This is a genomic window from Streptomyces sp. NPDC044984 (assembly GCF_040646935.1).
GTDB lineage: Bacteria > Actinomycetota > Actinomycetes > Streptomycetales > Streptomycetaceae > Streptomyces.
In genome coordinates, this window is the sequence record NZ_JBEZBE010000011.1 from 1 (window position 1) to 21,007 (window position 21,007).

The 21,007-nt window shown below is 71.6% G+C and carries 21 protein-coding genes and 1 riboswitch; of the genes, 13 read left to right on the forward strand and 8 right to left on the reverse strand.

Annotation, left to right across the window (positions count from 1 at the left end):
* From AB0A94_RS14080 to AB0A94_RS14090, 3 genes are all read left to right on the forward strand, one after another.
* Positions 1-582, forward strand: a 582-nt coding sequence (locus AB0A94_RS14080; protein WP_361743740.1) for a cbb3-type cytochrome c oxidase subunit I, incomplete at its 5' end; no start/stop codon positions are given.
* Positions 579-977 (forward strand): cytochrome c oxidase subunit 4, encoded by a 399-nt coding sequence (locus AB0A94_RS14085; RefSeq protein ID WP_361743743.1) that lies wholly within the window; start codon positions 579-581, stop codon positions 975-977. The genes AB0A94_RS14080 and AB0A94_RS14085, both read left to right, overlap by 4 nt.
* Positions 978-1,093: 116 nt before the next feature.
* A complete protein-coding gene (locus AB0A94_RS14090) occupies positions 1,094-2,380 on the forward strand; it encodes an Ig-like domain-containing protein (RefSeq protein ID WP_361743746.1) in 1,287 nt (428 codons plus the stop codon).
* 104 nt (positions 2,381-2,484) lie between these two features.
* Here AB0A94_RS14090 and AB0A94_RS14095 read toward each other — a convergent pair whose 3' ends face one another.
* Positions 2,485-2,886 (reverse strand): hypothetical protein, encoded by a 402-nt coding sequence (locus tag AB0A94_RS14095; RefSeq protein ID WP_361743749.1) that lies wholly within the window; start codon positions 2,884-2,886, stop codon positions 2,485-2,487.
* A 226-nt stretch (positions 2,887-3,112) separates the two neighbouring features.
* Here AB0A94_RS14095 and AB0A94_RS14100 point away from each other — a divergent pair, with 226 nt between their 5' ends.
* The 6 genes from AB0A94_RS14100 (at position 3,113) to AB0A94_RS14125 (ending at position 10,261) form a co-directional block, all read left to right on the forward strand.
* Positions 3,113-3,724 (forward strand): heme-copper oxidase subunit III, encoded by a 612-nt coding sequence (locus tag AB0A94_RS14100; protein WP_361743751.1) that lies wholly within the window; start codon positions 3,113-3,115, stop codon positions 3,722-3,724.
* Positions 3,725-3,806: 82 nt separating this feature from the next.
* Positions 3,807-4,619 carry a c-type cytochrome gene (locus AB0A94_RS14105; RefSeq protein ID WP_361743754.1) on the forward strand — a complete coding sequence of 271 codons (813 nt, stop codon included), beginning with the start codon at positions 3,807-3,809 and terminating at the stop codon, positions 4,617-4,619.
* Entirely contained in the window at positions 4,616-5,674 is a 1,059-nt protein-coding gene (locus AB0A94_RS14110; protein ID WP_361743757.1) for a Rieske 2Fe-2S domain-containing protein, read from the forward strand. Before AB0A94_RS14105 ends, AB0A94_RS14110 begins: the two co-directional genes overlap by 4 nt.
* Positions 5,671-7,308 carry a cytochrome bc complex cytochrome b subunit gene (locus AB0A94_RS14115; RefSeq protein ID WP_361743760.1) on the forward strand — a complete coding sequence of 546 codons (1,638 nt, stop codon included), beginning with the start codon at positions 5,671-5,673 and terminating at the stop codon, positions 7,306-7,308. Before AB0A94_RS14110 ends, AB0A94_RS14115 begins: the two co-directional genes overlap by 4 nt.
* A 154-nt stretch (positions 7,309-7,462) precedes the next feature.
* Entirely contained in the window at positions 7,463-8,527 is a 1,065-nt protein-coding gene (trpD, locus tag AB0A94_RS14120) for an anthranilate phosphoribosyltransferase (protein ID WP_361743763.1), read from the forward strand.
* 76 nt (positions 8,528-8,603) lie between these two features.
* Positions 8,604-8,720: riboswitch (SAM riboswitch) on the forward strand.
* 161 nt (positions 8,721-8,881) lie between these two features.
* Complete coding sequence (locus AB0A94_RS14125) at positions 8,882-10,261, forward strand: aminotransferase class V-fold PLP-dependent enzyme (RefSeq protein WP_361743766.1); 1,380 nt, start codon at positions 8,882-8,884, stop codon at positions 10,259-10,261.
* Between the two features lie 72 nt (positions 10,262-10,333).
* Here AB0A94_RS14125 and AB0A94_RS14130 read toward each other — a convergent pair whose 3' ends face one another.
* From AB0A94_RS14130 to AB0A94_RS14160, 7 genes are all read right to left on the reverse strand, one after another.
* On the reverse strand, positions 10,334-11,494 hold the full coding sequence (locus AB0A94_RS14130) for a glycerate kinase (RefSeq protein ID WP_361743769.1): 1,161 nt from the start codon (positions 11,492-11,494) through the stop codon (positions 10,334-10,336).
* 12 nt (positions 11,495-11,506) lie between these two features.
* Entirely contained in the window at positions 11,507-12,922 is a 1,416-nt protein-coding gene (locus AB0A94_RS14135) for an SLC13 family permease (RefSeq protein ID WP_361743772.1), read from the reverse strand.
* Positions 12,923-13,012: 90 nt separating this feature from the next.
* On the reverse strand, positions 13,013-13,675 hold the full coding sequence (locus tag AB0A94_RS14140; protein WP_361743775.1) for a response regulator transcription factor: 663 nt from the start codon (positions 13,673-13,675) through the stop codon (positions 13,013-13,015).
* Positions 13,672-15,171, reverse strand: a complete 1,500-nt coding sequence (locus AB0A94_RS14145) for an ATP-binding protein (protein ID WP_361743778.1) — start codon at positions 15,169-15,171, stop codon at positions 13,672-13,674. Before AB0A94_RS14145 ends, AB0A94_RS14140 begins: the two co-directional genes overlap by 4 nt.
* Positions 15,098-15,412: a small secreted hydrophilic protein gene (locus AB0A94_RS14150; protein WP_217136670.1), complete on the reverse strand. Its 315-nt coding sequence runs from the start codon at positions 15,410-15,412 to the stop codon at positions 15,098-15,100. Before AB0A94_RS14150 ends, AB0A94_RS14145 begins: the two co-directional genes overlap by 74 nt.
* 258 nt (positions 15,413-15,670) lie before the next feature.
* Entirely contained in the window at positions 15,671-15,952 is a 282-nt protein-coding gene (locus AB0A94_RS14155) for an Lrp/AsnC ligand binding domain-containing protein (protein ID WP_030820493.1), read from the reverse strand.
* Positions 15,949-16,683 carry a rhomboid family intramembrane serine protease gene (locus tag AB0A94_RS14160; RefSeq protein WP_361743781.1) on the reverse strand — a complete coding sequence of 245 codons (735 nt, stop codon included), beginning with the start codon at positions 16,681-16,683 and terminating at the stop codon, positions 15,949-15,951. The genes AB0A94_RS14155 and AB0A94_RS14160 overlap by 4 nt, the downstream gene beginning before the upstream one ends.
* 156 nt (positions 16,684-16,839) lie before the next feature.
* On the opposite strand from AB0A94_RS14160, the gene AB0A94_RS14165 reads away from it, so the two are divergent.
* The 4 genes from AB0A94_RS14165 to AB0A94_RS14180 all read left to right on the forward strand — a co-directional run bounded on the left by AB0A94_RS14165 (position 16,840) and on the right by AB0A94_RS14180 (position 20,999).
* Complete coding sequence (locus AB0A94_RS14165; RefSeq protein WP_004932140.1) at positions 16,840-17,079, forward strand: hypothetical protein; 240 nt, start codon at positions 16,840-16,842, stop codon at positions 17,077-17,079.
* Positions 17,080-17,144: 65 nt separating this feature from the next.
* The gene (locus AB0A94_RS14170; RefSeq protein ID WP_361743784.1) at positions 17,145-18,488 is read left to right on the forward strand and encodes an NYN domain-containing protein; all 1,344 of its coding nucleotides are present in this window, start codon (positions 17,145-17,147) and stop codon (positions 18,486-18,488) included.
* A 279-nt stretch (positions 18,489-18,767) separates the two neighbouring features.
* Positions 18,768-19,808 (forward strand): NlpC/P60 family protein, encoded by a 1,041-nt coding sequence (locus AB0A94_RS14175; protein WP_361743787.1) that lies wholly within the window; start codon positions 18,768-18,770, stop codon positions 19,806-19,808.
* A gap of 177 nt (positions 19,809-19,985) precedes the next feature.
* Entirely contained in the window at positions 19,986-20,999 is a 1,014-nt protein-coding gene (locus AB0A94_RS14180) for an NlpC/P60 family protein (protein ID WP_361743790.1), read from the forward strand.
* Positions 21,000-21,007 lie beyond the last annotated feature (8 nt).

Consider the following 21,007-nt stretch of genomic DNA (forward strand, 5'->3'; position numbering starts at 1 on the left):
CCGCCGCTGGACTTCCACGTCTCGGACAGCTACTTCGTGGTGGCGCACTTCCACTACGTCGTCTTCGGCACGGTCGTCTTCGCGATGTTCGCCGGGTTCCACTTCTGGTGGCCGAAGTTCACCGGCAAGCTGCTCGACGAGCGCCTCGGCAAGATCACCTTCTGGACGCTGTTCGTCGGCTTCCACGGCACCTTCCTGGTCCAGCACTGGCTGGGCGTCGAGGGCATGCCGCGCCGGTACGCGGACTACCTGGCCGCCGACGGCTTCACCGCGCTGAACACGATCTCCACGATCGCCTCGTTCCTGCTGGGCATGTCGATGCTGCCGTTCTTCTACAACATCTGGAAGACGGCCAAGTACGGCAAGCCGGTCGGCGTCGACGACCCGTGGGGCTACGGCCGCTCGCTGGAGTGGGCGACCTCCTGCCCGCCGCCGCGGCACAACTTCCTCACCCTGCCGAGGATCCGCAGCGAATCCCCCGCGTTCGACCTGCACCACCCGGAGATCGCCGCACTCGACGAGCTCGAGAACGCCGGTCACGGCGAGAAGGCCCTCTCCGGCAGCAAGGAGGCCGGCAAGTGAAGATCCAGGGCAAGATGTTCATCTGGCTGAGCGTCTTCTTCCTCATCATGGCCGGTGTCTACGGCGTGTGGTCGAAGGAGCCGGTCGGCACCACCGCCCTCTTCCTGGCCTTCGGCCTGAGCATCATGATCGGCTTCTACCTGGGCTTCACGGCCCGGCGGGTCGACGTGGGCGCGCAGGACAACAAGGAGGCGGACGTCGCCGACGACGCCGGCGAGGTCGGGTTCTTCAGCCCGCACAGCTGGCAGCCGCTCTCCCTCGCCGTGGGTGGCGCGCTGGCCTTCATGAGCGTCGCGATCGGCTGGTGGCTGATGTACTTCTCGGCACCGCTGCTCCTGATCGGCATCTGGGGCTGGGTCTTCGAGTACTACCGCGGTGAGAACCGCACCCAGTGACCACGGCGCCGAGGGGCCCGGACACTCCATCAGGAGGGTCCGGGCCCCTCGGCTTTGCCTCACCCGTTCGGGTCTTCCAGTGAGCCGAGGGCGGTGCGGGTTCCTAGCGTGAGGCCATGAGACGCACAGAGCCCCCTCGTGGCGCGGGCGCCGGGCGGAGCCGCGTCGCCGGCCGCACGCTGCTGGTGACCGCCCTCGTCGCGGGCGTCGCGGGCGTCGCGGGCTGTTCCGCCGACGGCGACCCGCTGTCCGCCGAGCCCTACGACGCGGCGGGCCGGATCTCCTTCAGCGGATCCGTGGAGACGGGCGGGAAGGCCGACCCCGACAAGCCCCTGGAGGTCGTCGCCGAGGACCCCGGCGGGCGCATCACGGACGTCACCGTCGTGGACGCCTCGGGACGCCGTGTGGCGGGCGAGCTGGCCGCCGACGGCAGCCGCTGGCACAGCACCTCCCCGCTGGCCGCGGGCGCCCGGTACACGGTCCGGGTGAGCACCGAGGACGAGGACGGGGCGCCCGGCCGCAAGGTCCTCGCCTTCACCACCGCCAAGCCCCCCACCGCCAAGCGCCTGGCCGTCGCCTTCGGCCCCGGGGCGGGCACGTACGGCGTCGGCCAGCCCCTCACCGCCGAGCTGAACGCACCCGTCAAGGACCGGGCCCAGCGGGCCGTCGTGGAGCGCGGCCTGAGGGTCGAGTCCACCCCCGCCGTGTCCGGCGCCTGGCACTGGGTGGACGACAAGAAGCTGCACTACCGCCCCCAGGACTACTGGCCCGCCCACGCCACCGTCAGCGTGCGCAGCACCCTGGAGGGCATCAGGATCAACGACCGGCTGCGGGGCGGCAGGTCCGATCCCTTGACGATCCGCACCGGTGACCGGGTGATAGCCGTCACCGACGCCGCCGCGCACCGGCTGACGGTCTACAAGAACGACGAGGAGATCAGGCAGATCCCCGTCACCACCGGCAAGCCCGGCTTCGAGACCCGCAACGGCGTCAAGGTCGTGCTCGCCAAGGAACGCCTCGTACGTATGCGCAGCACCACCGTCGGCATCGCCGAGGGTTCGGCGGAGTCGTACGACCTGGACGTCCACTTCGCCACCCGGGTGACCTGGAGCGGCGAGTACGTGCACGCCGCACCCTGGTCCGTCGGCTCCCAGGGTTACGACAACGTCAGCCACGGCTGCGTCGGCATGAGCACCGGCGACGCGGAGTGGTTCTTCGACACCGTCCGTGAGGGCGACGTCGTCAAGGTCGAGAACTCGGCCGGGGACACGATGGAACCCTTCGGCAACGGCTACGGCGACTGGAACCTGGACTGGACCACCTGGCAGGCGGGCAGCGCCCTGACCCCCGGCGAGGCCCCGAACACCCAGGAAACGGCACGCCTGCGACCGACGGCCGTGTAGCGCCCCGAAAGGGCCGGTGGGGCCGTGTCGACCGGCGGCTCCGCCGCGTGGGCGCGAACAGCCCCACCGGCCCGGGGCCGCCCGACCACGGACGGGTCCGTCCCTCAGACGCTCTGCAAGTACTTCTGCCGCAGCAGCGAAGCCAGCGCCGAGGCGAACTCCACCGGCTCCACCGGCAAGGTGACCGCGGACTCGGCGCGGCTCCACGTCGCCAGCCACGCGTCCTGCGGCCGCCCGATCAGCAGCAGCACCGGCGGGCAGTCGAACACCTCGTCCTTGAGCTGCCGGCACATCCCCATGCCCCCCATCGGCACGGCCTCACCGTCCAGCACGCACACGTCGATGCCGCCCCGGTCGAGCTCCGCCAGCACGGCCGCCGGGGTCGCGCACTCCACGAACTCCACGACGGGCACGTCCGGCGCCGGCCGCCGCCCGGTGGCGAGCCGCACCTGCTCCCGGGTGTTGGCGTCGTCGCTGTAGACCAGCACCGTGGCGGTCGCCTGCATTGTTCCTCCACGCGTAAGAGAGAGGGCACGGCTCTGTCGGGAACTTCGGGTACCGATGGCGCGGATGCTACCCCTTCGGACCGCTTGTCAACACTGGTTCGGACACGCCTTCGAGACGGCTCCGCCACGGGCCCGGGTGGGCCATCCGGGCAGTCCAGGAGGGCCGAACACACCGAACGGCACCCCCGGGAGTGAGGGCGGGATAAGCGACCGACATAATGTCGGCGTGGCGACAGCAACGACAGTAGATACCGGGCACGCGCACCCGTCGGTCAACCGACCGAACCTCACCAGCGTCGGAACCATCATCTGGCTGAGTTCCGAGCTGATGTTCTTCGCGGCCCTCTTCGCGATGTACTTCACCCTGCGATCGGTGACCGGACCCGACTTCTGGTCGGAGAAGGCCGACCACCTGAACTTCCCGTTCTCGGCGGTGAACACCACGATCCTGGTGCTTTCCTCCCTCACCTGCCAGCTCGGCGTCTTCGCCGCCGAGCGCGGTGACGTGAAGAAGCTCCGGATGTGGTTCATCGTCACCTTCATCATGGGCGCGATCTTCATCGGCGGTCAGGTCCTCGAGTACACCGAGCTGGTCAAGCACTACGGCCTGTCTCTCTCCTCCGACGCGTACGGCTCGGCCTTCTACCTGACCACCGGCTTCCACGGCCTGCACGTGACGGGCGGTCTCATCGCCTTCCTGCTGGTCCTGGGCCGGACCTACGCGGCCAAGAGGTTCACCCACGAGCAGGCGACCGCGGCCATCGTCGTGTCCTACTACTGGCACTTCGTCGATGTCGTCTGGATCGGCCTCTTCGCCACGATCTACATGATCAAGTAGCCGGGCCCACATCCGCGCGCGCTCCTCGAGGGCGCACCAACCAGAAGCATCGACGCAGAAGATCCTGACACCGGGGTAATCCGTGAAAAAGCTCTCCGCACGACGACGCCATCCGCTGGCGGCGCTCGTCGTCCTCCTCCTCGCGCTGGCATGCACCGGGGGGCTCTACGCCGTGTTCGCACCCGCGGACAAGGCGCAGGCCGACGAAACCGCCCAGTCCCTCACCATCGAGGAGGGCAAGAAGCTCTACGCGGTCGGCTGTGCCAGCTGCCACGGCACCGGCGGTCAGGGCACCACCGACGGCCCGACCCTGGTGGGCGTGGGCGCCGCGGCCGTGGACTTCCAGGTGAGCACCGGCCGTATGCCGGCCGCCACCTCGCAGGCCGCACAGATCCCGGACAAGCCGGCCGTCTACACCCAGGCCGAGATCGACCAGCTGGCGGCGTACATCGCCTCCCTGGGCGCCGGCCCGGCCATCCCCACCGCCGAGCAGTACGGCCCCGAGGGCGCCGACATCGCCAAGGGCGGCGAACTGTTCCGCAACAACTGCGCGCAGTGCCACAACTTCACCGGCAAGGGCGGTGCGCTCACGCACGGCAAGTACGCCCCCAGCCTGGAGGACGTCGCTCCCAAGCACATCTACGAGGCCATGCTCACCGGCCCGCAGAACATGCCCTCCTTCCCGGACAGCACGCTGACGGAGCAGAACAAGAAGGACATCATCGCGTACCTGGGCGAGGTCAACAGCGACGACTCCGAGAGCCCGGGCGGCATGGAGCTGGGCGGGCTGGGCCCGGTCAGCGAGGGCCTGTTCGGCTGGATCTTCGGTCTCGGCGGACTGATCGTCGTCGCTGTGTGGGTCGCCGCTCGGACCGCAAAGGCCAAGAAGTCATGAGTAGCCAAGACATCCCCGAAGAGAACCTGCCCGCAGCGCAGGACACCACCCACGGCGCGGTGAAGGTCGCGGACGAGAAGAACCCGTTCGCCGACCCGGGCCTGCCGCCCCACGAGCACCGGATCCAGGACATCGACGAGCGGGCCGCCAAGCGGTCCGAGCGCACGGTCGCCCTGCTGTTCACGCTGTCGATGCTGGCCACCGTCGGCTTCATCGCCTCGTTCGTGGCGATCCCGGTCGAGAAGATCGTCTACATCTTCCCGCTGGGCCACATCAGTGCTCTGAACCTCGCGCTCGGCGTGACGCTCGGCATCTCGCTGTTCGCCATCGGCGCGGGCGCGGTCCACTGGGCCCGCACCCTGATGTCCGACGAGGAGCTGACCGACGACCGGCACCCGATCGAGGCCTCGCCGGAGGTCAAGGCGAAGGTCATGGACGACTTCCGCCAGGGCGCCAAGGAGTCGGTGCTCGGCCGGCGCAAGCTGATCCGCAACACGATGTTCGGCGCCCTCGCCCTGTTCCCGCTCTCCGGCGTCGTGCTGCTGCGCGAGCTCGGCCCGCTGCCCGAGGGCAAGCTGCGCCACACCCTGTGGGGCAAGGGCAAGCTGCTCGTCAACATGAACACGAACGAGCCGCTGCGGCCGTCCGACCTCATCGTGGGCTCGCTGACCTTCGCCAAGCCCGAGGGCCTGGAGGAGCACGACCACGGCTTCCAGAACGAGATCGCCAAGGCCGCCCTGATGCTGGTCCGCATCCAGCCGGACGACATCAAGGACAAGCGGTCCCTCGAGTGGTCGCACGAGGGCATCCTCGCGTACTCGAAGATCTGCACCCACGTCGGTTGCCCGATCTCCCTGTACGAGCAGCAGACGCACCACGCGCTGTGCCCCTGCCACCAGTCCACCTTCGACCTTTCCGACGGAGCCAAGGTCATCTTCGGCCCCGCAGGTCACCCGCTGCCGCAGCTGCGCATCGGCGTGAATGACGAGGGCTACCTCGAAGCGCTCGGCGACTTCGACGAGCCCGTCGGTCCTGCCTTCTGGGAGCGCGGATGAGTACCACGACGACCCCCGAGTCCCGCTCGCGCGGGAAGGCGCCGGCCGGCGAGCGCGTCGCCGACTGGGCCGACGGCCGGCTGGGGATCTACTCCCTGGCCAAGGCCAACATGCGCAAGATCTTCCCGGACCACTGGTCCTTCATGCTGGGCGAGATCTGCCTCTACAGCTTCCTCATCATCATCCTCACGGGTGTGTACCTGACGCTGTTCTTCCACCCGTCGATGAACGAGGTGGAGTACCACGGCTCCTACGTCCCGCTGCAGGGACAGCTGATGAGCGAGGCCTACAAGTCGACGCTGGACATCAGCTTCGACGTCCGTGGCGGTCTGCTGATCCGGCAGATCCACCACTGGGCCGCGGTCATCTTCCTGGCCGGCATGTTCGTGCACATGATGCGCGTCTTCTTCACCGGCGCGTTCCGCAAGCCGCGTGAGATCAACTGGCTGTTCGGCTTCCTGCTGTTCGTCCTCGGCATGTTCACCGGTTTCACCGGTTACTCGCTGCCGGACGACCTGCTCTCCGGAACCGGTGTCCGCTTCACCCAGGGCGCGATCCTGTCCGTGCCGATCGTCGGCACGTACATCTCGATGTTCCTGTTCGGCGGGGAGTTCCCCGGCACCGACTTCGTCGCGCGGTTCTACTCGATCCACATCCTGCTGCTGCCGGGCATCATGCTCGGCCTGGTGGTCGCCCACCTGATCCTGGTCTTCTACCACAAGCACACGCAGTTCGCGGGTGCCGGACGGACCAACAAGAACGTCGTGGGCATGCCGCTGCTGCCGGTCTACATGGCCAAGGCGGGAGGCTTCTTCTTCCTGGTCTTCGGCTTCACCGCGCTGATCGCCGGCATCGCGTCCATCAACCCGATCTGGGCCCTGGGCCCGTACCGTCCGGACATGGTCTCCACGGGCGCCCAGCCCGACTGGTACATGGGCTTCGCCGAGGGCCTGGTCCGCGCGATGCCCGGCTGGGAGATCAACTTCTGGGGCCACACCCTGGTCCTGGGCGTCTTCATCCCGCTGGTGATCTTCGGCCTCTTCCTGGCGATCATCGCGCTCTACCCGTTCATCGAGTCCTGGATCACCGGGGACAAGCGCGAGCACCACATCCTGGACCGGCCGCGCAACGCCCCGACCCGTACGGCCTTCGGCGTCGCCTGGGTCACGGCGTACATGATCATGCTGATCGGCGGTGGCAACGACATCTTCGCCACCCACTTCCACCTCTCGATCAACGCGGTCACCTGGTTCGTCCGCATCGGCTTCTTCGTGGGACCGGTCATCGCGTTCGTCGTCACCAAGCGGATCTGCCTCGGCCTGCAGCGCCGGGACAAGGACAAGGTGCTGCACGGCCGCGAGTCGGGCATCATCAAGCGCCTGCCGCACGGTGAGTTCATCGAGGTGCACGAGCCGCTCAGCCAGGAGCAGATGTACACCCTCACCGCGCACGAGCAGTACAAGCCGCACGAGATCGGCCCCGAGGTCGACGAGAACGGTGTCCGGCGCAAGGTGAAGGCGACCGAGAAGCTGCGCGCCAAGCTGAGCAAGGGCTACTACGGCGAGGACGCCCAGATCCCGAAGCCGACCGTCGAGGAGTACAAGGAGATCACGAGCGGCCACGGCCACCACTGATCGCCTCCGGCACCTCACCCCAGTCGCCACACGACGGCGAAGGGCCCCCGTCCGTTCTGCGGACGGGGGCCCTTCGCCGTCCACGGACCTCGATAGGGTGGAGCCCGGGGCCCCTCTGGTCCCCGCGATCCTTCTACGACCATCAGGAGCGGCCATGAGCGCTGTGACCCCCGCTGGAGGCGACACCGCGGCGGGCCGCTCCTGGCCCGCCCTGCTGAACGGACTGCTGGACGGACGGAACCTGTCCGCCGACGACACCGCCTGGGCGATGGACCTGATCATGCGCGGCGAGGCGACCGACGCGCAGATCGCCGGCTTCGCGGTGTCCCTGCGGGCCAAGGGCGAGACCGTCGAGGAGATCACCGGCTGCGTGCGGGCGCTGTACGACCACGCCAACGTGATCGAGGTGCCGGGCGAGACCGTCGACATCGTCGGCACCGGCGGGGACGGCGCCAAGACGGTGAACATCTCCACGATGTCCTCGATCGTCGTGGCCGGCACCGGCGCGAAGGTCGTCAAGCACGGCAACCGGGCCGCCTCCTCCGCGTCCGGCGCCTCCGACGTCCTGGAGAAGCTCGGCGTCAACCTGGAGCTGACCCCGCGACGGGTCGCCGAGGTCGCCGAGGAGGCCGGGATCACCTTCTGCTTCGCGGTGAAGTTCCACCCGGCGCTGCGCCACGTGGCCGCCGCGCGCGGCCAGCTCGGCATCCGCACGGTGTTCAACTTCCTCGGCCCGCTGGCCAATCCGGCGCGGGTCAAGGCGCAGGCGGTCGGCGTCGCCGACCTCCGGATGGCGCCCATCATGGCCGGGGTCCTCGCCGAGCGCGGCAACTCCACGCTGGTGTTCCGCGGCGACGACGGACTCGACGAGCTGACCACCACCGCCACCTCCAGGGTGTGGGTGGTCCGCGACGGCAAGGTCGACGAGGAGACCTTCGACCCGCGCGACGTGGGCATCGACCTGGTGCCCGTGGAGGCCCTCCGCGGCGCCGACGCCTCCTACAACGCCGAGGTCGCCCGCCGGCTCCTCGACGGCGAACCGGGCCCCGTGCGGGACGCGGTGCTGCTGAACTCGGCGGCGGCGCTGGTGGCCCTGGAGCCGGGCGGCGGCACCCTGACGGAGCAGATCCGCGCCGGTATGGCGAAGGCGGCCGAGGCGATCGACTCGGGGGCCGCCAAGCGGGTCCTGGAGCGCTGGGTGGCCGTCAGCAACGCGTAGCCGCCGGGCGGTGGGACGTCCCGCGATCCGGACACGGGTTGCGGGACGTCGATCACTTCACGTACTTTCCTGTCCAGGTCATGAGTGACAGCCATCAGGCCCCGGCCGGCTGTCCGGCAACCCTCCGTCCGTGGCGGGGTGCCCCGGGTGAAGACCAGGCCGTGAGCAGCAAGGCCCACGGCAAGCGCGGACCCCTCGCACACCAGGGGTCCTGGTCGTCGAGGAGTCTTCCGTGAGCAAGCGAATGCGCTAGGGCTGCCGAGCCCCGCCTCCGCACGTCCCCTTTCCTTTCCTCCGCGCTCGAGCGACGCACGCTCGCGCGGGGATTCCGCCTGCCTCACCGGGAGTTGTGTCATGTCCGTCCCCACCGCCGCCGACCCGTCCGTCCGCGCCCCCCTGCCCGTCCTCGGCCGGGACGTCACCGTCCCCCTCGTCACCGGCGGCGAGGTCACCTACGCCGCCCTCGACTACGCCGCCAGCGCCCCCGCCCTCCAGCGGGTGTGGGACGACGTGGCCGCGTACGCGCCGTACTACGGCAGCGTCCACCGGGGCGCCGGATACCTCTCCCAGCTCTCCACCGACCTGTTCGAGAACGCCCGCCGGACCGTCGCCGGGTTCCTCGGCTGCCGTACCGGGGACCAGGTGGTGTTCACCCGCTCCACCACCGACTCCCTCAACCTGCTCGCCACCGCGCTCCCCGACGGCTGCGAGGTCTTCGTCTTCGAGACCGAGCACCACGCCTCCCTGCTGCCCTGGCGCGGTGCGCGCGTCACCTGCCTGGACGCTCCGCGCAGCCCGCGGCAGGCGGTCGAGACCCTGGAGCGGGCCCTCGCCGACCGTGACCCCCACGGCCCCGCCCTGGTCTGCGTCACCGGCGCCTCCAACGTCACCGGCGAGCTGTGGCCCGTACGGGAACTGGCCGCCGCCGCGCACGCGCACGGTGCCCGGATCGTCCTGGACGCCGCCCAGCTCGCCCCGCACCACCCGGTGAGCGTCCGTGACCTGGACGTCGACTGGGTCGCCTTCTCCGGGCACAAGCTGTACGCCCCCTTCGGCTCCGGCGTGCTGGCCGGCCGCGCCGACTGGCTCCGGGAGGCCGAGCCGTACCTCGCGGGCGGCGGCGCCAGCCGCAAGGTCACCCGGCGCGCGGACGGGGGAGTGGACGTGGAGTGGCACGACGGCGCCGCCCGGCACGAGGCCGGGTCGCCCAACGTCATCGGCGCGTACGCCATCGCCTCCGCCTGCACGGCGCTCACCGAGGCCGGGTTCGACGCGCTGGTCGCCCGCGAGGAGGAGCTGATCGGCGCGGTGCGCGAAGGACTCGCGGACGTGCCCGAGGTGCGCTTCCTGTCCCTGTTCGGGGACGACGCCCCGCGCGTCGGTGTGCTCTCCTTCGTCGTCGAGGGCTGGAACAGCTCCCACTTCGCCGCCGCGCTCTCCGCCGAGTACGGCATCGGCGTACGGGACGGGCTGTTCTGCGCGCACCCGCTGGTGCGCACGCTGCTCGGCGGCGACGCGGGGGACCAGGGCGAGTGCGGCGCCCCCGAGGCGGAGCCCGGGGAGAAGGCGCTCAACGCGATCCGGGTGAGCTTCGGCGCGGGTACGCCGGACGAGCACGTGGAGCGGTTCGTGCGGGCGGTGCGGGAGCTGGTGCGGGACGGCGCTCGCTGGAACTACCGGACGGTGGACGGCCGCTGCGTCCCGGACACCTCCGCCCGAGGGGCTGAAAGCTAGCCCCTCCGGCGTTTGAGGAGCGGGGTCCGGGGCGGAGCCCCAGGTTCGGGAAGGGGCGGCGGGGGCGAGAAACTAATGGGCGGGCACCGGCAGCCGCGTGCCCAGCACGATCATGCGCAGCGCGCGCTCCGTCGCGTCGGTGAGCAGCTCCGCGCCCCGGACCAGCGCCTCCGCCAGGGCCATCGGCGCGGGCAGGATGCCGTGGCAGGCGTCCACGCCCGGCACCTCCCCCGCCCCCTCCCCGAGCGTCCCCGCCAGCGCCAGCACCGGCCTCCCGGACAGCTTGGCGCGGCGCGCCACCTCCGCCGGGACCTTGCCGCGCGGCGTCTGGTGGTCCAGGGCGCCCTCCGCGGTGACGACCAGATCGGCGCGGGCCAGCCGGGCGTCCAGGTCGAGGTGGTCCAGCAGGACCTGGAAGCGGGGCAGGAGGGACCCGCCCAGGGCGGCGAGCCCGGCGCCCAGTCCGCCGGAGGCGCCCGTACCGCGGCCGAGGCGCAGATCGGCGCCGGTGACGGCGAGATCGCGGGTCAGCACCCGCGCCCAGTTCTCCAGCGCCGCCGACAGCTCCTCGACCTGCTCCGGGGTCGCCCCCTTCTGCGGGCCGAACACCCGGGCCACGCCCCGCTCCCCGCACAGCACGTTGAAGGGGTTGCAGGCGACGAGGAGTTCCACGTCGGCGAGGCGGGGATCGAGGCCGGCCGGGTCGATGCGGGCCAGGCGCGTCAACTCGCTCCCGCCGGGCTCCAGTTCAAGTCCGTCTGCGTCCAGCAGCCGGGCGCCGAGCGCCTGGAGCGCGCCCGCGCCGCCGTCGGAGGTGCCCGAGTCGCCGCAGCCCACCAGGATCCGCCGCACGCCCTGGTCGAGGGCGGCGCGGATCAGTTCCCCGACGCCGTACGTGGTGGTGGCGCCCGGGTCGCGCCGGGTGCGGGGGACGAGGGAGAGGCCGGCGACCGCCGCCATCTCCACCACCGCCGTGTCCCCGGAGCCGAGCAGCGCGAAGTGGGTGCCGACCGGTTCGCCGACCGGGCCGGTGGCGGCCAGCGCGACCAGCCGGCCGCCGGTCGCCGAGGCCAGCGCCGAGGCGGTGCCCTCACCGCCGTCCACCAGCGGGATCCGGTCGATCTCGGCGTCCGGCAGCACCCGGCGGACGCCCGCCGCGATGGCGTCGGCGGCGGCCTGGGCGGACAGCGACTCCTTGAAGCCGCTGGGGGCTACGACGACACGGTTCAGCATGAGGGGAACTCCTTAACGGGTCACGGGGACGCCGAGCAGCGGCCACACCGCGACGGCGAACAGCAGGACCAGGGCGGCGGTGAGCGGGGCCAGCACGGCGGACAGCCGCAGCAGGTCGCGCGGGGTGTAGGTGGGGGTGCCGGGGATGTCCGCGAAGAGCGTGACCGGTTTCGCGGAGGCCGGGAGCGTGTGGCAGAAGCCCGCGGCGGCGGTGGAGGCGAGCGCCGCGGCGACCGGGTTCACCCCGGCGCCGACGGCGGCCGCGACCACCAGCGGGACCAGCACGGAGGAACGGGCGGAGCGGGACTGGAGTATCAGATGGGCGGCCGTGCTGACCGCGACGACGACCGCCAGGAACATCACCGGGGTGATCCCCGACGGCATCCCGCCGACCAGCCACTTCGCCGCGCCCGACTCGGCGAGCGCCACGCCCATCGCCATCGTCGCCGCCATGAACAGCAGCAGCGACCAGGGCACCGTCTTCAGCGCGTCCTTCAGCCGTACGGTGCCCAGCGCCGGCGAGGCGGCGACGACCGCGCCGATCAGCGCGACCACCGCGGGGGACACCCGGTGCAGCGGCTCGCTGCACCACAGGGCGACGACCGTGGCCAGCAGCAGGGCGCAGCGCTTCTCGGCCTGGGTCCAGGGGCCGGTGACCGGGCGGTCGCTGTGCCGCTGGATCTCCTCGGCGGTGATGTGCACGCCGCCCCTGCGGTCCGCGCGCCGGGTGGTGGTCAACAGGACCGCCTCGGCGGCGAGGTGGGAGGAGGCCACGGCCAGCGGCAGCCCGAGCAGCAGCCACTCGGTGAAACCGACCCGTTCCCCGGCGGCCTCCCACAGCACCGACACGGTGATCAGATGCGCTCCCGCACCGATCAGGGTCGCCACCGCCGACAGGAGGATCACGGTCGGGAACAGCAGCGCCAGCATCACGACCAGCCGTTTCCGGTCGGCGAGCGCCTTGGCCAGGGCGAGGAACACCGGCAGGGCGAGCGCCGCCCGGCCGGACGTGGCCGGCACCGCGAACGCCGTGACGACCAGCGCGGCCGTCGTCAGGTGCGTCAACTGCCGCACCGTGCGCGCCCCGCCGACCAGGAAGGCCGCCGCCCGCCCCGCGAGCCCCGTCCGGGCGACCGCCGCCGCCAGCACGAACGCGCAGATCAGCAGCCACACCGTCGAGTCGCCCAGGGTGCCGAACAGGGTGTCGCTGCTGATCACCCCGGTCACCGTCAGCGCGAGTCCGGCGCCCAGCGCGATGTACGTGTCGTCGATCGGCGTACCGACCCACGCGCAGGTCGCCAGCGCGAACACGGCGAGGGTGAGGCGCGCGTCCCCGCCGAGGCCGGGGAAGTTGCCGGGGACCGCGAGCAGCGCGCACAGCGACAGCGCCACGCACAGGGCCGCGGTCAAGCGGGGGTTCAAGGTCACGTCATCGACGATTCACCCCGGCGGTGAGCCGTCGATGAGCCGGAGATGAAGGGAACTTCACCCGGCGGGTCCGCCCCGCCGCGGGGGCCGTCACGCGGGGAGCCGGTAGCCCATCCCGCGGACCGTCTCCACCTTCTCCGCGCCGAGCTTCTTGCGCAGCGCCCGCACGTAGACGTCCACGATGTTGGAGCCCGGGTCGAAGTCGTAGCCCCACACGTGGGAGAGGATCTGCTCGCGGGAGAGTACCTGCCCGGGGTGTCTCAGGAACAGTTCGAGGAGCACGAATTCACGGGCCGTCAGGTCGACGGTGCGGTCCCCGGCGCGGGCGCGGCGGGTGCGCAGGTCGAGGCTCAGCGAGCCCGCCTTCAGCACCGTCACCTCCGGCGCCCGGGCCGCCGTGCGCAGCCGCAGCCGTACCCGGGCGAGCAGTTCCTCGAAGCGGAACGGCTTGGTCATCCAGTCGTCGGCGCCGCCCTCAAGACCGGCCACCGTGTCCCGCACCGAGTCCCGCGCGGTCAGCACGATCACCGGGGTCGTCACCCGGGACTCGCGCATCTCGCGCAGCACGGTGAAGCCGTCCCGGCCGGGCAGCCCGATGTCGAGGACGACCAGGTCGAAACCGCCGGTCAGGGCATACTCGTAGCCGGCCTCGCCGTCGGGGACGACGGTGGTGGTGAAGCCGTTGGCGCGCAGGCCCTTCTCCACGAAGGAGGCGATGCGCTCCTCGTCCTCGACGATCAGGATCCGGTTCAATTCGGTGCCTCTTCCAGGGTGAGTACGAAGGTGGCGCCGCCGCCCTCGGTGTCGTCCAGGCGGACCCGGCCGCCGTGGCCCTCGGCGATCGCCTTGACGATCGACAGGCCGAGCCCGGCGCCCGAACCGCGCGCCCCGCGCCGGGAGGTGCCGCGCCGGAAGCGTTCGAAGATCAGCTCCCGGTCCTGCGGTCGGACCCCGGGGCCCGAGTCGGCGACGTACAGCTCGATCCGGGAGCCCTCCGCGCGGGAGCCGATGCGGATGGTCTGGCCGGTGGTGGTGTGCTGCACCGCGTTCTGCGCCAGCTGCACCATCGCCTGGGTGATCCGCTGCGGGTCCAGCTCGGCCTCCCGGTCGGCCGTGCCGGTGAGCTGCCAGTCGCGTTCGCCGAGGGTGCGGGCCTTGACGTAGACGTCGGCGGTGAGTTCGGCGAGCTGGACCGGCTCGGGGCGGACGAAGTCGGGGCGTTCGGCCTTGGCGAGCAGCAGCAGGTCCTCCACGATGCGGCTCATCCGGTCGAGTTCGTCGGTGACGAGGCGGACGGTCTCCTCCCGTTCGGCCGGGTCGTCGCCCATCAGCTCCAGATGACCGCGCACGATGGTGATCGGGGTGCGCAGTTCGTGGCCGGCGTCGTCGACGAACTGGCGCTGGGCGGCGAAGGCCCGCTCCAGCCGGTCGAGCATCGCGTTGAACGTCTCGGCGAGGGCCGCGATGTCGTCGTGGCCGCGCACCGCGATACGGCGGGTGAGGTCCTGCTCGGTGAGCTGCGCGGCGGCGGTGCGCACCAGCCGCACGGGCTGCAGGATCCGCCCGGCGACCGCCCAGCCGATGCCGGTGGTCAGCAGCAGGGCGACCCCGGAGATGGCGAGCAGCACCCGGAACACCTCGTTCACCCGCGCCACTTCGCGCTCGGGGTGGAAGGCGACGACGAACGCCGCCTCCGGGGCGCCGCCGCCGTGCCGGGCCACGGCCACCTTGGCCCAGCGGATCTCGCCCTCGGGCCGGTGCAGCACACCGGAGGCGTCGGGCGAGTCGAAGATGCGGCGCCGGGCGTCGTCGTCCTCGTGCAGGGGCAGGGCGACGGGCAGTTCGCGCGGCTGGGTGAGCTTCGCCGGGCCGCCGCTGCCGCGGGCCACCAGGCCGATCAGCTCCTCGTCCGGGTCGGCGTACTGCCGTTCCAGGAAGACCCGCAGCAGCCGGTCCGGGTCGGTGAAGGACCGGCCCGTCTCCGGATCGAAGCCGCGCTCCTCGAAGTTGGCGAACTCACCGGTCTCCTGGGCGAGCAGCCCGCTGATCCGGTGGTCCACGTCCCGCAGCAGGAAGGAGCGGGTGGTCATGGCGACCGAGGCGAGCGCGACCGCCATGACGAACAGCAGCCACAGCAGGATGCGGACCCGGGCGGAGATCCGCCGGCGGACCCGGTCAGCCGTCGTCGCCCGGTCCGTCGTCCCCGCCGGGGGCGTCGTCCGGGGAGTCCTGGCCTCCGTCGTCGTCATCGTCATCATCCGCTGGGCTGTCGGTCACGGGGGGCCGGGAGACGACCTCGTCGCTCGGTGTCGGTTCGGGCCGCGCGGACGGGGCCGTGGGCGCCGGAGTGGGCGAGCCGCTGTCCAGTTCGACCCGGGGCGGCACCTTGGGCGGTTCGGGGCTGTCGGCGAGGGCGTAACTGGTCGCGGCGACGCCCAGTGGGATCAGTACGACGGCGGCGAGGGCCGCCATCCGGCGAGTGAAGACCATGCCCCGATGCTGCGCACCGCACCGGAGCCTCTGGATGAGCGCCGGATGAAGAACTCTTCATCCGTCCGCTGAACGCCGGCTCCTCCGGCGTTGTGCCGGCCCCTCCGGCGGATGTCAGCCCTTCCGGCGTTTGAGGAGCGGGGTCCGGGGCGGAGCCCCGGGGTCGGGACGGGAAGGGGCGGCGGGGGCGAAAAAGCGGCTGAGGCGCCCCGGACCGGCACCGGCCGGAGGGCGAGCGCCCCGTCCCCCGGCGGACCGCTAGCTGTCCAGCCCGATGGCGAACGCCGCCTCCAGGTCGTGCTGCGAGTACGTACGGAACGCCACGTGCGTGTCGGTGCCCTCCACCCCCGGGATCTTGCTGATCCGGCCGGGAATGACCTCCGCCAGGTCCTCGTGCTCACGCACCCGCACCATGGCGATCAGGTCGTACGTGCCGGTGACGGAGAAGACCTCGCTGACGCTGTCCAGCGCGGCGATCCGTTCCGCGATCTCGGGGATCCGGTCCACGCTGGTCTTGATGAGGACGATCGCGGTGATCACGGCTGGTTCTCTCCCTCGGGGGCCGGAGCAGGGGTGGCCTTCACTGTAGTCGCCCCGCCGAAGCGCACCCACGCGTAGCCGAAGCCCAGCCCGAACCCGATCAGGTGCGCCAGGTACGCCACCCCCGGCCCCTCGCCCGCCCGCCCCGCCGCCGCCCACTGCAGCGCCGCCCAGAACGGCAGCACCACCCACGCCGGCAGGCGTACCGGCAGGAAGAACAGGAACGGCAGGAGACTGGTCACCCGGGCCCGGGGGAACAGGAAGAGGAACGCGCCGAGCACCGCCGAGATCGCCCCGGAGGCACCGACCAGGGACCGCTCGGAGCCCGCGTCGGTGGCGGCGTACCCCAGCAGCGCGAGGGAGCCGCAGCCGACGTAGCAGAGGGTGAACCGCACCCGGCCCATCCGTGCCTCGGTCATCGCTCCGAAGACCTGGAGGAACAGCATGTTGCCGAGCAGATGCACCCAGCTGCCGTGCACGAACAGCGCCGTGGCGGGGGTCAGGAAGGCCGCGGGGGATCCTTCGAACAGGTCTGCGGGAATGACGCCCCAGTGCCGGAAATAGGCTCTTTGCGCGTCGAGCAGCTCCTCCCCGGAGCCGTGGGCCGGATTCAGGCCCGACGCCGGCCCGATCAGGAAGAGCAGGCAGCACAGCGCGATGAGGGTGTGGGTCACCGGCGCGGAGGCGCCCCGGATCGCCCCGGCGGCCGCCGCGCTCCAGTCACGGATCATGAACACAGAGCATGACGTAACCGGACGCAACCGCACAGACCGCCTCGCCGCCGTGGACGGGCGGGCGGCGGGGACCCGCCAGGCCGTAGGGTTACGAGCCACACGCACCGGCGAGCCGGTGCGTCACGGACACTGGAAGGAAGGCGAACAGCCACGATGACGGTTCCTCTGCCGACCGCCTCGACGCGGTGGCGCTGCACCCTCTGCGGCAACCTCACCCGCTTCGACGTGACCCGCTCGTCGAAGGTCGTCGAGTACGTCCACCTCGATCTGGCCGGAGAGCCCAGGGTCGAGGAGCGCGAGGTGCTCGGTGAGACCATCGAGTCGGTGCGGTGCCGCTGGTGCAACGCCGTGGACCAGGTGGAACTCGTGGACAGGCCGGGTGCCGGCTCCTGAGCGGGAGCGGGCCCCGCTGACGTGACCCCGCGCGGGGTCGCAGAACAGACATAGGGGTGTGACGGATGGTGGAGACCACGGGCGGGGGGCCGCAGGACGGCGCCGCCGAGGTGCTCGACCGTCCGCTGCCCGACGGAGTGCGCCGCCGCGTCGTCCAGATCGTCGCCGACGGCTTCGGCGGACTCACGGTCGCCGAGCTGCCCGCCCAGCTGCGGCAGTACGCGCGCTTCGCCCCGAACCGCCGCGCCAAGTTCGCCGGCAACGCCATGGCCGCGGCACTGGAGACCGATCCGCTGTTCCGGCAGCGCATCGGGGAGAAACTCAGAGAGGCCCAGCCGGAACTGACCGGCGCCCTCGACTCCGGCTCCCCGCCCCCGGCCGCGGACCCGCTCGACGTGGCGGCCACGGCCTATGTGCTCCGCCCGGCCGGCTGGGTCAAGCTGGTCACCGCCGCCGGCGAGGAGGCCCAGCGCGCCGACGCCGAGCGCGCCGACGACGAGACCCGGGCCGAGCTGGAGCGGCTGCGCGCCGAACTCGCCCGGGCCCGGGAGCACACCAAGTCCGAGACCGAGCGGCTGCGCACCGAGCTGGAGTCGGCGAAGAAGGAAGCCGAGTCGCTGCACCGCAAGCTGCGCTCCGCCCTCAGCGACGTCAAGCGCGGCGAGGCCGCCGTGCGCAAGCTGCGGGGCGAGATGGAGGCCGTGCGCGCCGAGGGCCACGCCCAGGTGTCGGCCGCCGAGAGCGAGAGCCGGCGCCTCAAGGCCCGGCTGGGGGAGACCGAGGCCGCCCTCGAGGCCGCCCGCCGGGCCGCCCGGGAGGGCCGCAGCGTGGAGGACATGCGGGTCCGGCTGCTCCTCGACACCGTCCTCGACGCCGCCCAGGGGCTCCGCCGGGAGCTGGCGCTGCCCCCGGTGTCCGTCCGGCCCGCCGAGACCGTGGACGCCGTCGAGCCCGGCCGCATGACCCCGAAGGACATCGCCGCCCGCGCGCTGTCCGAGCACGACCCGGCCGTCCTCGACCAGCTGCTGGCGCTGCCGCAGGCGCATCTGGTCGTCGACGGCTACAACGTCACCAAGACCGGCTATCCCCAGATGCCCCTGGAGAAGCAGCGGCTGCGCCTGCTGGGCCAGCTCGCCCAGCTCGCCGCCCAGACCGGCGCCGAGGTGACCTGCGTCTTCGACGGCGCCGAACTGGCCGCGCCGGTGCTGCTCGCGCCGCCGCGCGGGGTGCGGGTGCTGTTCTCCAAGCCGGGCGTCACCGCCGACGAGCTGATCCGCCAGCTGGTGCGCGCCGAGCCGCCGGGGCGGCCCGTCATCGTCGCCTCCACCGACCGCGAGGTCGCCGACGGGGTGGCCCGCGCGGGCGCCCGCCCGGTCGCCTCGGCGGTGCTCCTGAAGCGGCTCGCCTAGCACCTCCGAAGCGGCTCGTGCGGCACCTCGCCCAAAAGGCTTACCTCACACCTCATTCACATCCGTCCCTCGTGCAACGTACGGGATCTATGCCCGAATTGACGGAACCGTCACGCAACGTAGCGTCAAGGGTGCGTCACTGCAGGTGAGTTCGGGTCGAATAAACCCGCTGTAACGGAGATTTTGCGTCCAGGGATTTGAACTGATCACAAGAGAATCACTAGGGTCTCCCTTCGAACCCTCGCTCGCGCGATCACTCTCGAGAAGGAGCTCGTCTCCGTGGCGTCCCACCGTCGTCCCAAGCAGCCGAGCCGCGCACGCGTCACCGTGCTCACCACCGCTGCCGCAGCTGCCGTCGTCATGAGCTCGCAGGCCGCCAACGCCGCCCCGAGCGAGAAGCCGAGCAAGGACGAGGTCAAGGCCAAGGTCGACAAGCTCTACGAGCAGGCGGAGCAGGCCACCGAGAAGTACAACGGCGCCAAGGAGAAGCAGGAGAAGCTCCAGAAGGAGATCTCCACCATCCAGGACAACGTCGCCAAGGGCCAGCAGGAGCTCAACGAGCTGCGCGACGGCCTCGGTTCGATGGCCAGCGCCCAGTACCGCAGCGGCGGCATCGACCCCTCCGTCCAGCTCTTCCTCTCCGCCGACCCGGACGACTACCTCGACAAGGCGTCCACGCTCGACCAGTTGAGCACCCAGCAGGTCGACGCGCTGAAGGAGATCCAGGAGAAGCAGCGCGAGCTCGCCCAGCAGCGCTCCGAGGCGTCCGAGAAGCTCAAGGACCTCTCCGCCACCCGCACCGAACTGGGCAACAAGAAGAAGGAAGTCCAGAGCAAGCTCGCCTCCGCGCAGAAGCTGCTCAACACCCTCACCGCCGCGGAGAAGCAGGAGCTCGCCCAGGAGGAGAGCCGCGCCACCCGCGCCAGCGAGCGCGAGGCGCTCGACGTCAAGGTCCCGGCCGGTTCCGGCCGCGCCGCCGCCGCCTTCGCCGCCGCCCAGAGCAAGCTCGGCACCCCCTACGTCTACGGCGCCACCGGCCCGTCCTCCTTCGACTGCTCCGGCCTGACCTCCTGGGCCTACGCGCAGGCCGGCGTCCACATCTCGCGCACCTCCGAGGCCCAGACCAACGACGGCACCAGGATCTACTCGGTGAGCCAGCTCAAGGTCGGCGACCTCGTCTTCTTCTTCAACGACCTGCACCACGTGGGTCTCTACGCGGGCAACGGACAGATCATCCACGCCCCGCGCACCGGCACCGTCGTGCGCTACGAGTCGATGAACACCATCGGCGGCCCGTTCATGTTCGGCGTCCGCGTCTAGCCGCCGCCGTTCGGGGGATTCCCGGTCGCGCCGTTCGGCTCCACGCCCCGCCTCTGACGCAGGTCACAGGCGGGGCGTCACCGTGTGTGGCGCCCTGGGCCGTTGGTCCGCCCGTGGTCCTGAGGGCTACTGTCTGCCGCGTTTCCCTGTCCGCCAGCGGAAGGAGCGCGGCTTCCCGTGGGGTCCCATCGCCGTATCGCACCCTCGTCCGGATCCGACCGGGGCACCGTCGTCGCCCTCGGTCTGCTGTCCGCGGCGGCCACCGCCCTCGCCGCCGTACCGGCCGCGGCCACGCCGCACGACGTCACCCGGGCCGAGGTGGACCGCCTGTACCGGGAGGCCGAGAAGGCGACCGAGGCGTACAACGAGGCCGACGAGCGCGCCGACGGACTGCGCCGGCGGATCGCCGACGCCCAGGACGGGCTCGCCCGGCAGCAGGCACGCGTCAACACCATGCGGGAGTCGCTGGGTTCGCTCGCCGGCGCCCAGTACCGCTCCGGCGGCCTCGACCCCACTCTCGCCCTGCTGCTCTCCGACGATCCGGAGGACTACCTCGAGAGGGCCTCCGTACTGGACCGGATCACCGTCCACCAGGCCGGTGAGCTGAGGAGGCTGAGGGACGCCCTGCGCTCCCTCGCCCAGGACCGCGCGGAGGCGGCCGGAAAGCTCGGCGCGCTGGAGAAGAGCCGCAGGGCCGTCGCCGCGCACAAGCGGACCGTCGAGCGCAAGCTCGCCGAGGCCCGCCGGCTGCTCGACTCCCTCCCGGCCGGCGAACGCGCCGCCTGGGACCGCGCCACCCGCTCCGCACGCACGGACCTGCTCGGCCCCGGCGAGGCGCCCGCCTCGCGCCGCGCGGCGGCCGCCGTCGCGGCGGCCCGCTCCGCCCTCGGCAGGCCCTACGTCTGGGGCGCCAACGGCCCGTCCTCCTTCGACTGCTCCGGACTGACCCAGTGGTCGTACGCCCAGGCGGGGGTCGCGCTGCCGCGCACCTCGCAGGCCCAGCGGTACGCCGGCCGGCAGGTCCCGCTGTCCGAGGCGCGCCCCGGTGACCTGGTCGTCTACCGCTCCGACGCCTCCCACGTCGGGATGTACATGGGCAACGGCCAGGTGATCCACGCGCCCCATCCCGGCGCCCCGGTGCGCTACGACCCGGTCGGCATGATGCCGGTCTCGTCGGTCACCAGGGTCTGACCGCACCG

Bases quoted from the DNA above. Each gene is read 5' to 3' on its own strand.
- AB0A94_RS14160 (WP_361743781.1), bottom strand. From the start codon at position 16,683: ATGATCCGTGACTGGAGCGCGGCGGCCGCCGGGGCGATCCGGGGCGCC.
- AB0A94_RS14110 (WP_361743757.1), top strand. From the start codon at position 4,616: ATGAGTAGCCAAGACATCCCCGAAGAGAACCTGCCCGCAGCGCAGGAC.
- AB0A94_RS14165 (WP_004932140.1), top strand. From the start codon at position 16,840: ATGACGGTTCCTCTGCCGACCGCCTCGACGCGGTGGCGCTGCACCCTC.
- AB0A94_RS14130 (WP_361743769.1), bottom strand. From the start codon at position 11,494: ATGCTGAACCGTGTCGTCGTAGCCCCCAGCGGCTTCAAGGAGTCGCTG.
- trpD (WP_361743763.1), top strand. From the start codon at position 7,463: ATGAGCGCTGTGACCCCCGCTGGAGGCGACACCGCGGCGGGCCGCTCC.
- AB0A94_RS14115 (WP_361743760.1), top strand. From the start codon at position 5,671: ATGAGTACCACGACGACCCCCGAGTCCCGCTCGCGCGGGAAGGCGCCG.
- AB0A94_RS14145 (WP_361743778.1), bottom strand. From the start codon at position 15,171: ATGACGACGACGGAGGCCAGGACTCCCCGGACGACGCCCCCGGCGGGG.
- AB0A94_RS14090 (WP_361743746.1), top strand. From the start codon at position 1,094: ATGAGACGCACAGAGCCCCCTCGTGGCGCGGGCGCCGGGCGGAGCCGC.
- AB0A94_RS14125 (WP_361743766.1), top strand. From the start codon at position 8,882: ATGTCCGTCCCCACCGCCGCCGACCCGTCCGTCCGCGCCCCCCTGCCC.
- AB0A94_RS14150 (WP_217136670.1), bottom strand. From the start codon at position 15,412: ATGGTCTTCACTCGCCGGATGGCGGCCCTCGCCGCCGTCGTACTGATC.
- AB0A94_RS14095 (WP_361743749.1), bottom strand. From the start codon at position 2,886: ATGCAGGCGACCGCCACGGTGCTGGTCTACAGCGACGACGCCAACACC.
- AB0A94_RS14170 (WP_361743784.1), top strand. From the start codon at position 17,145: ATGGTGGAGACCACGGGCGGGGGGCCGCAGGACGGCGCCGCCGAGGTG.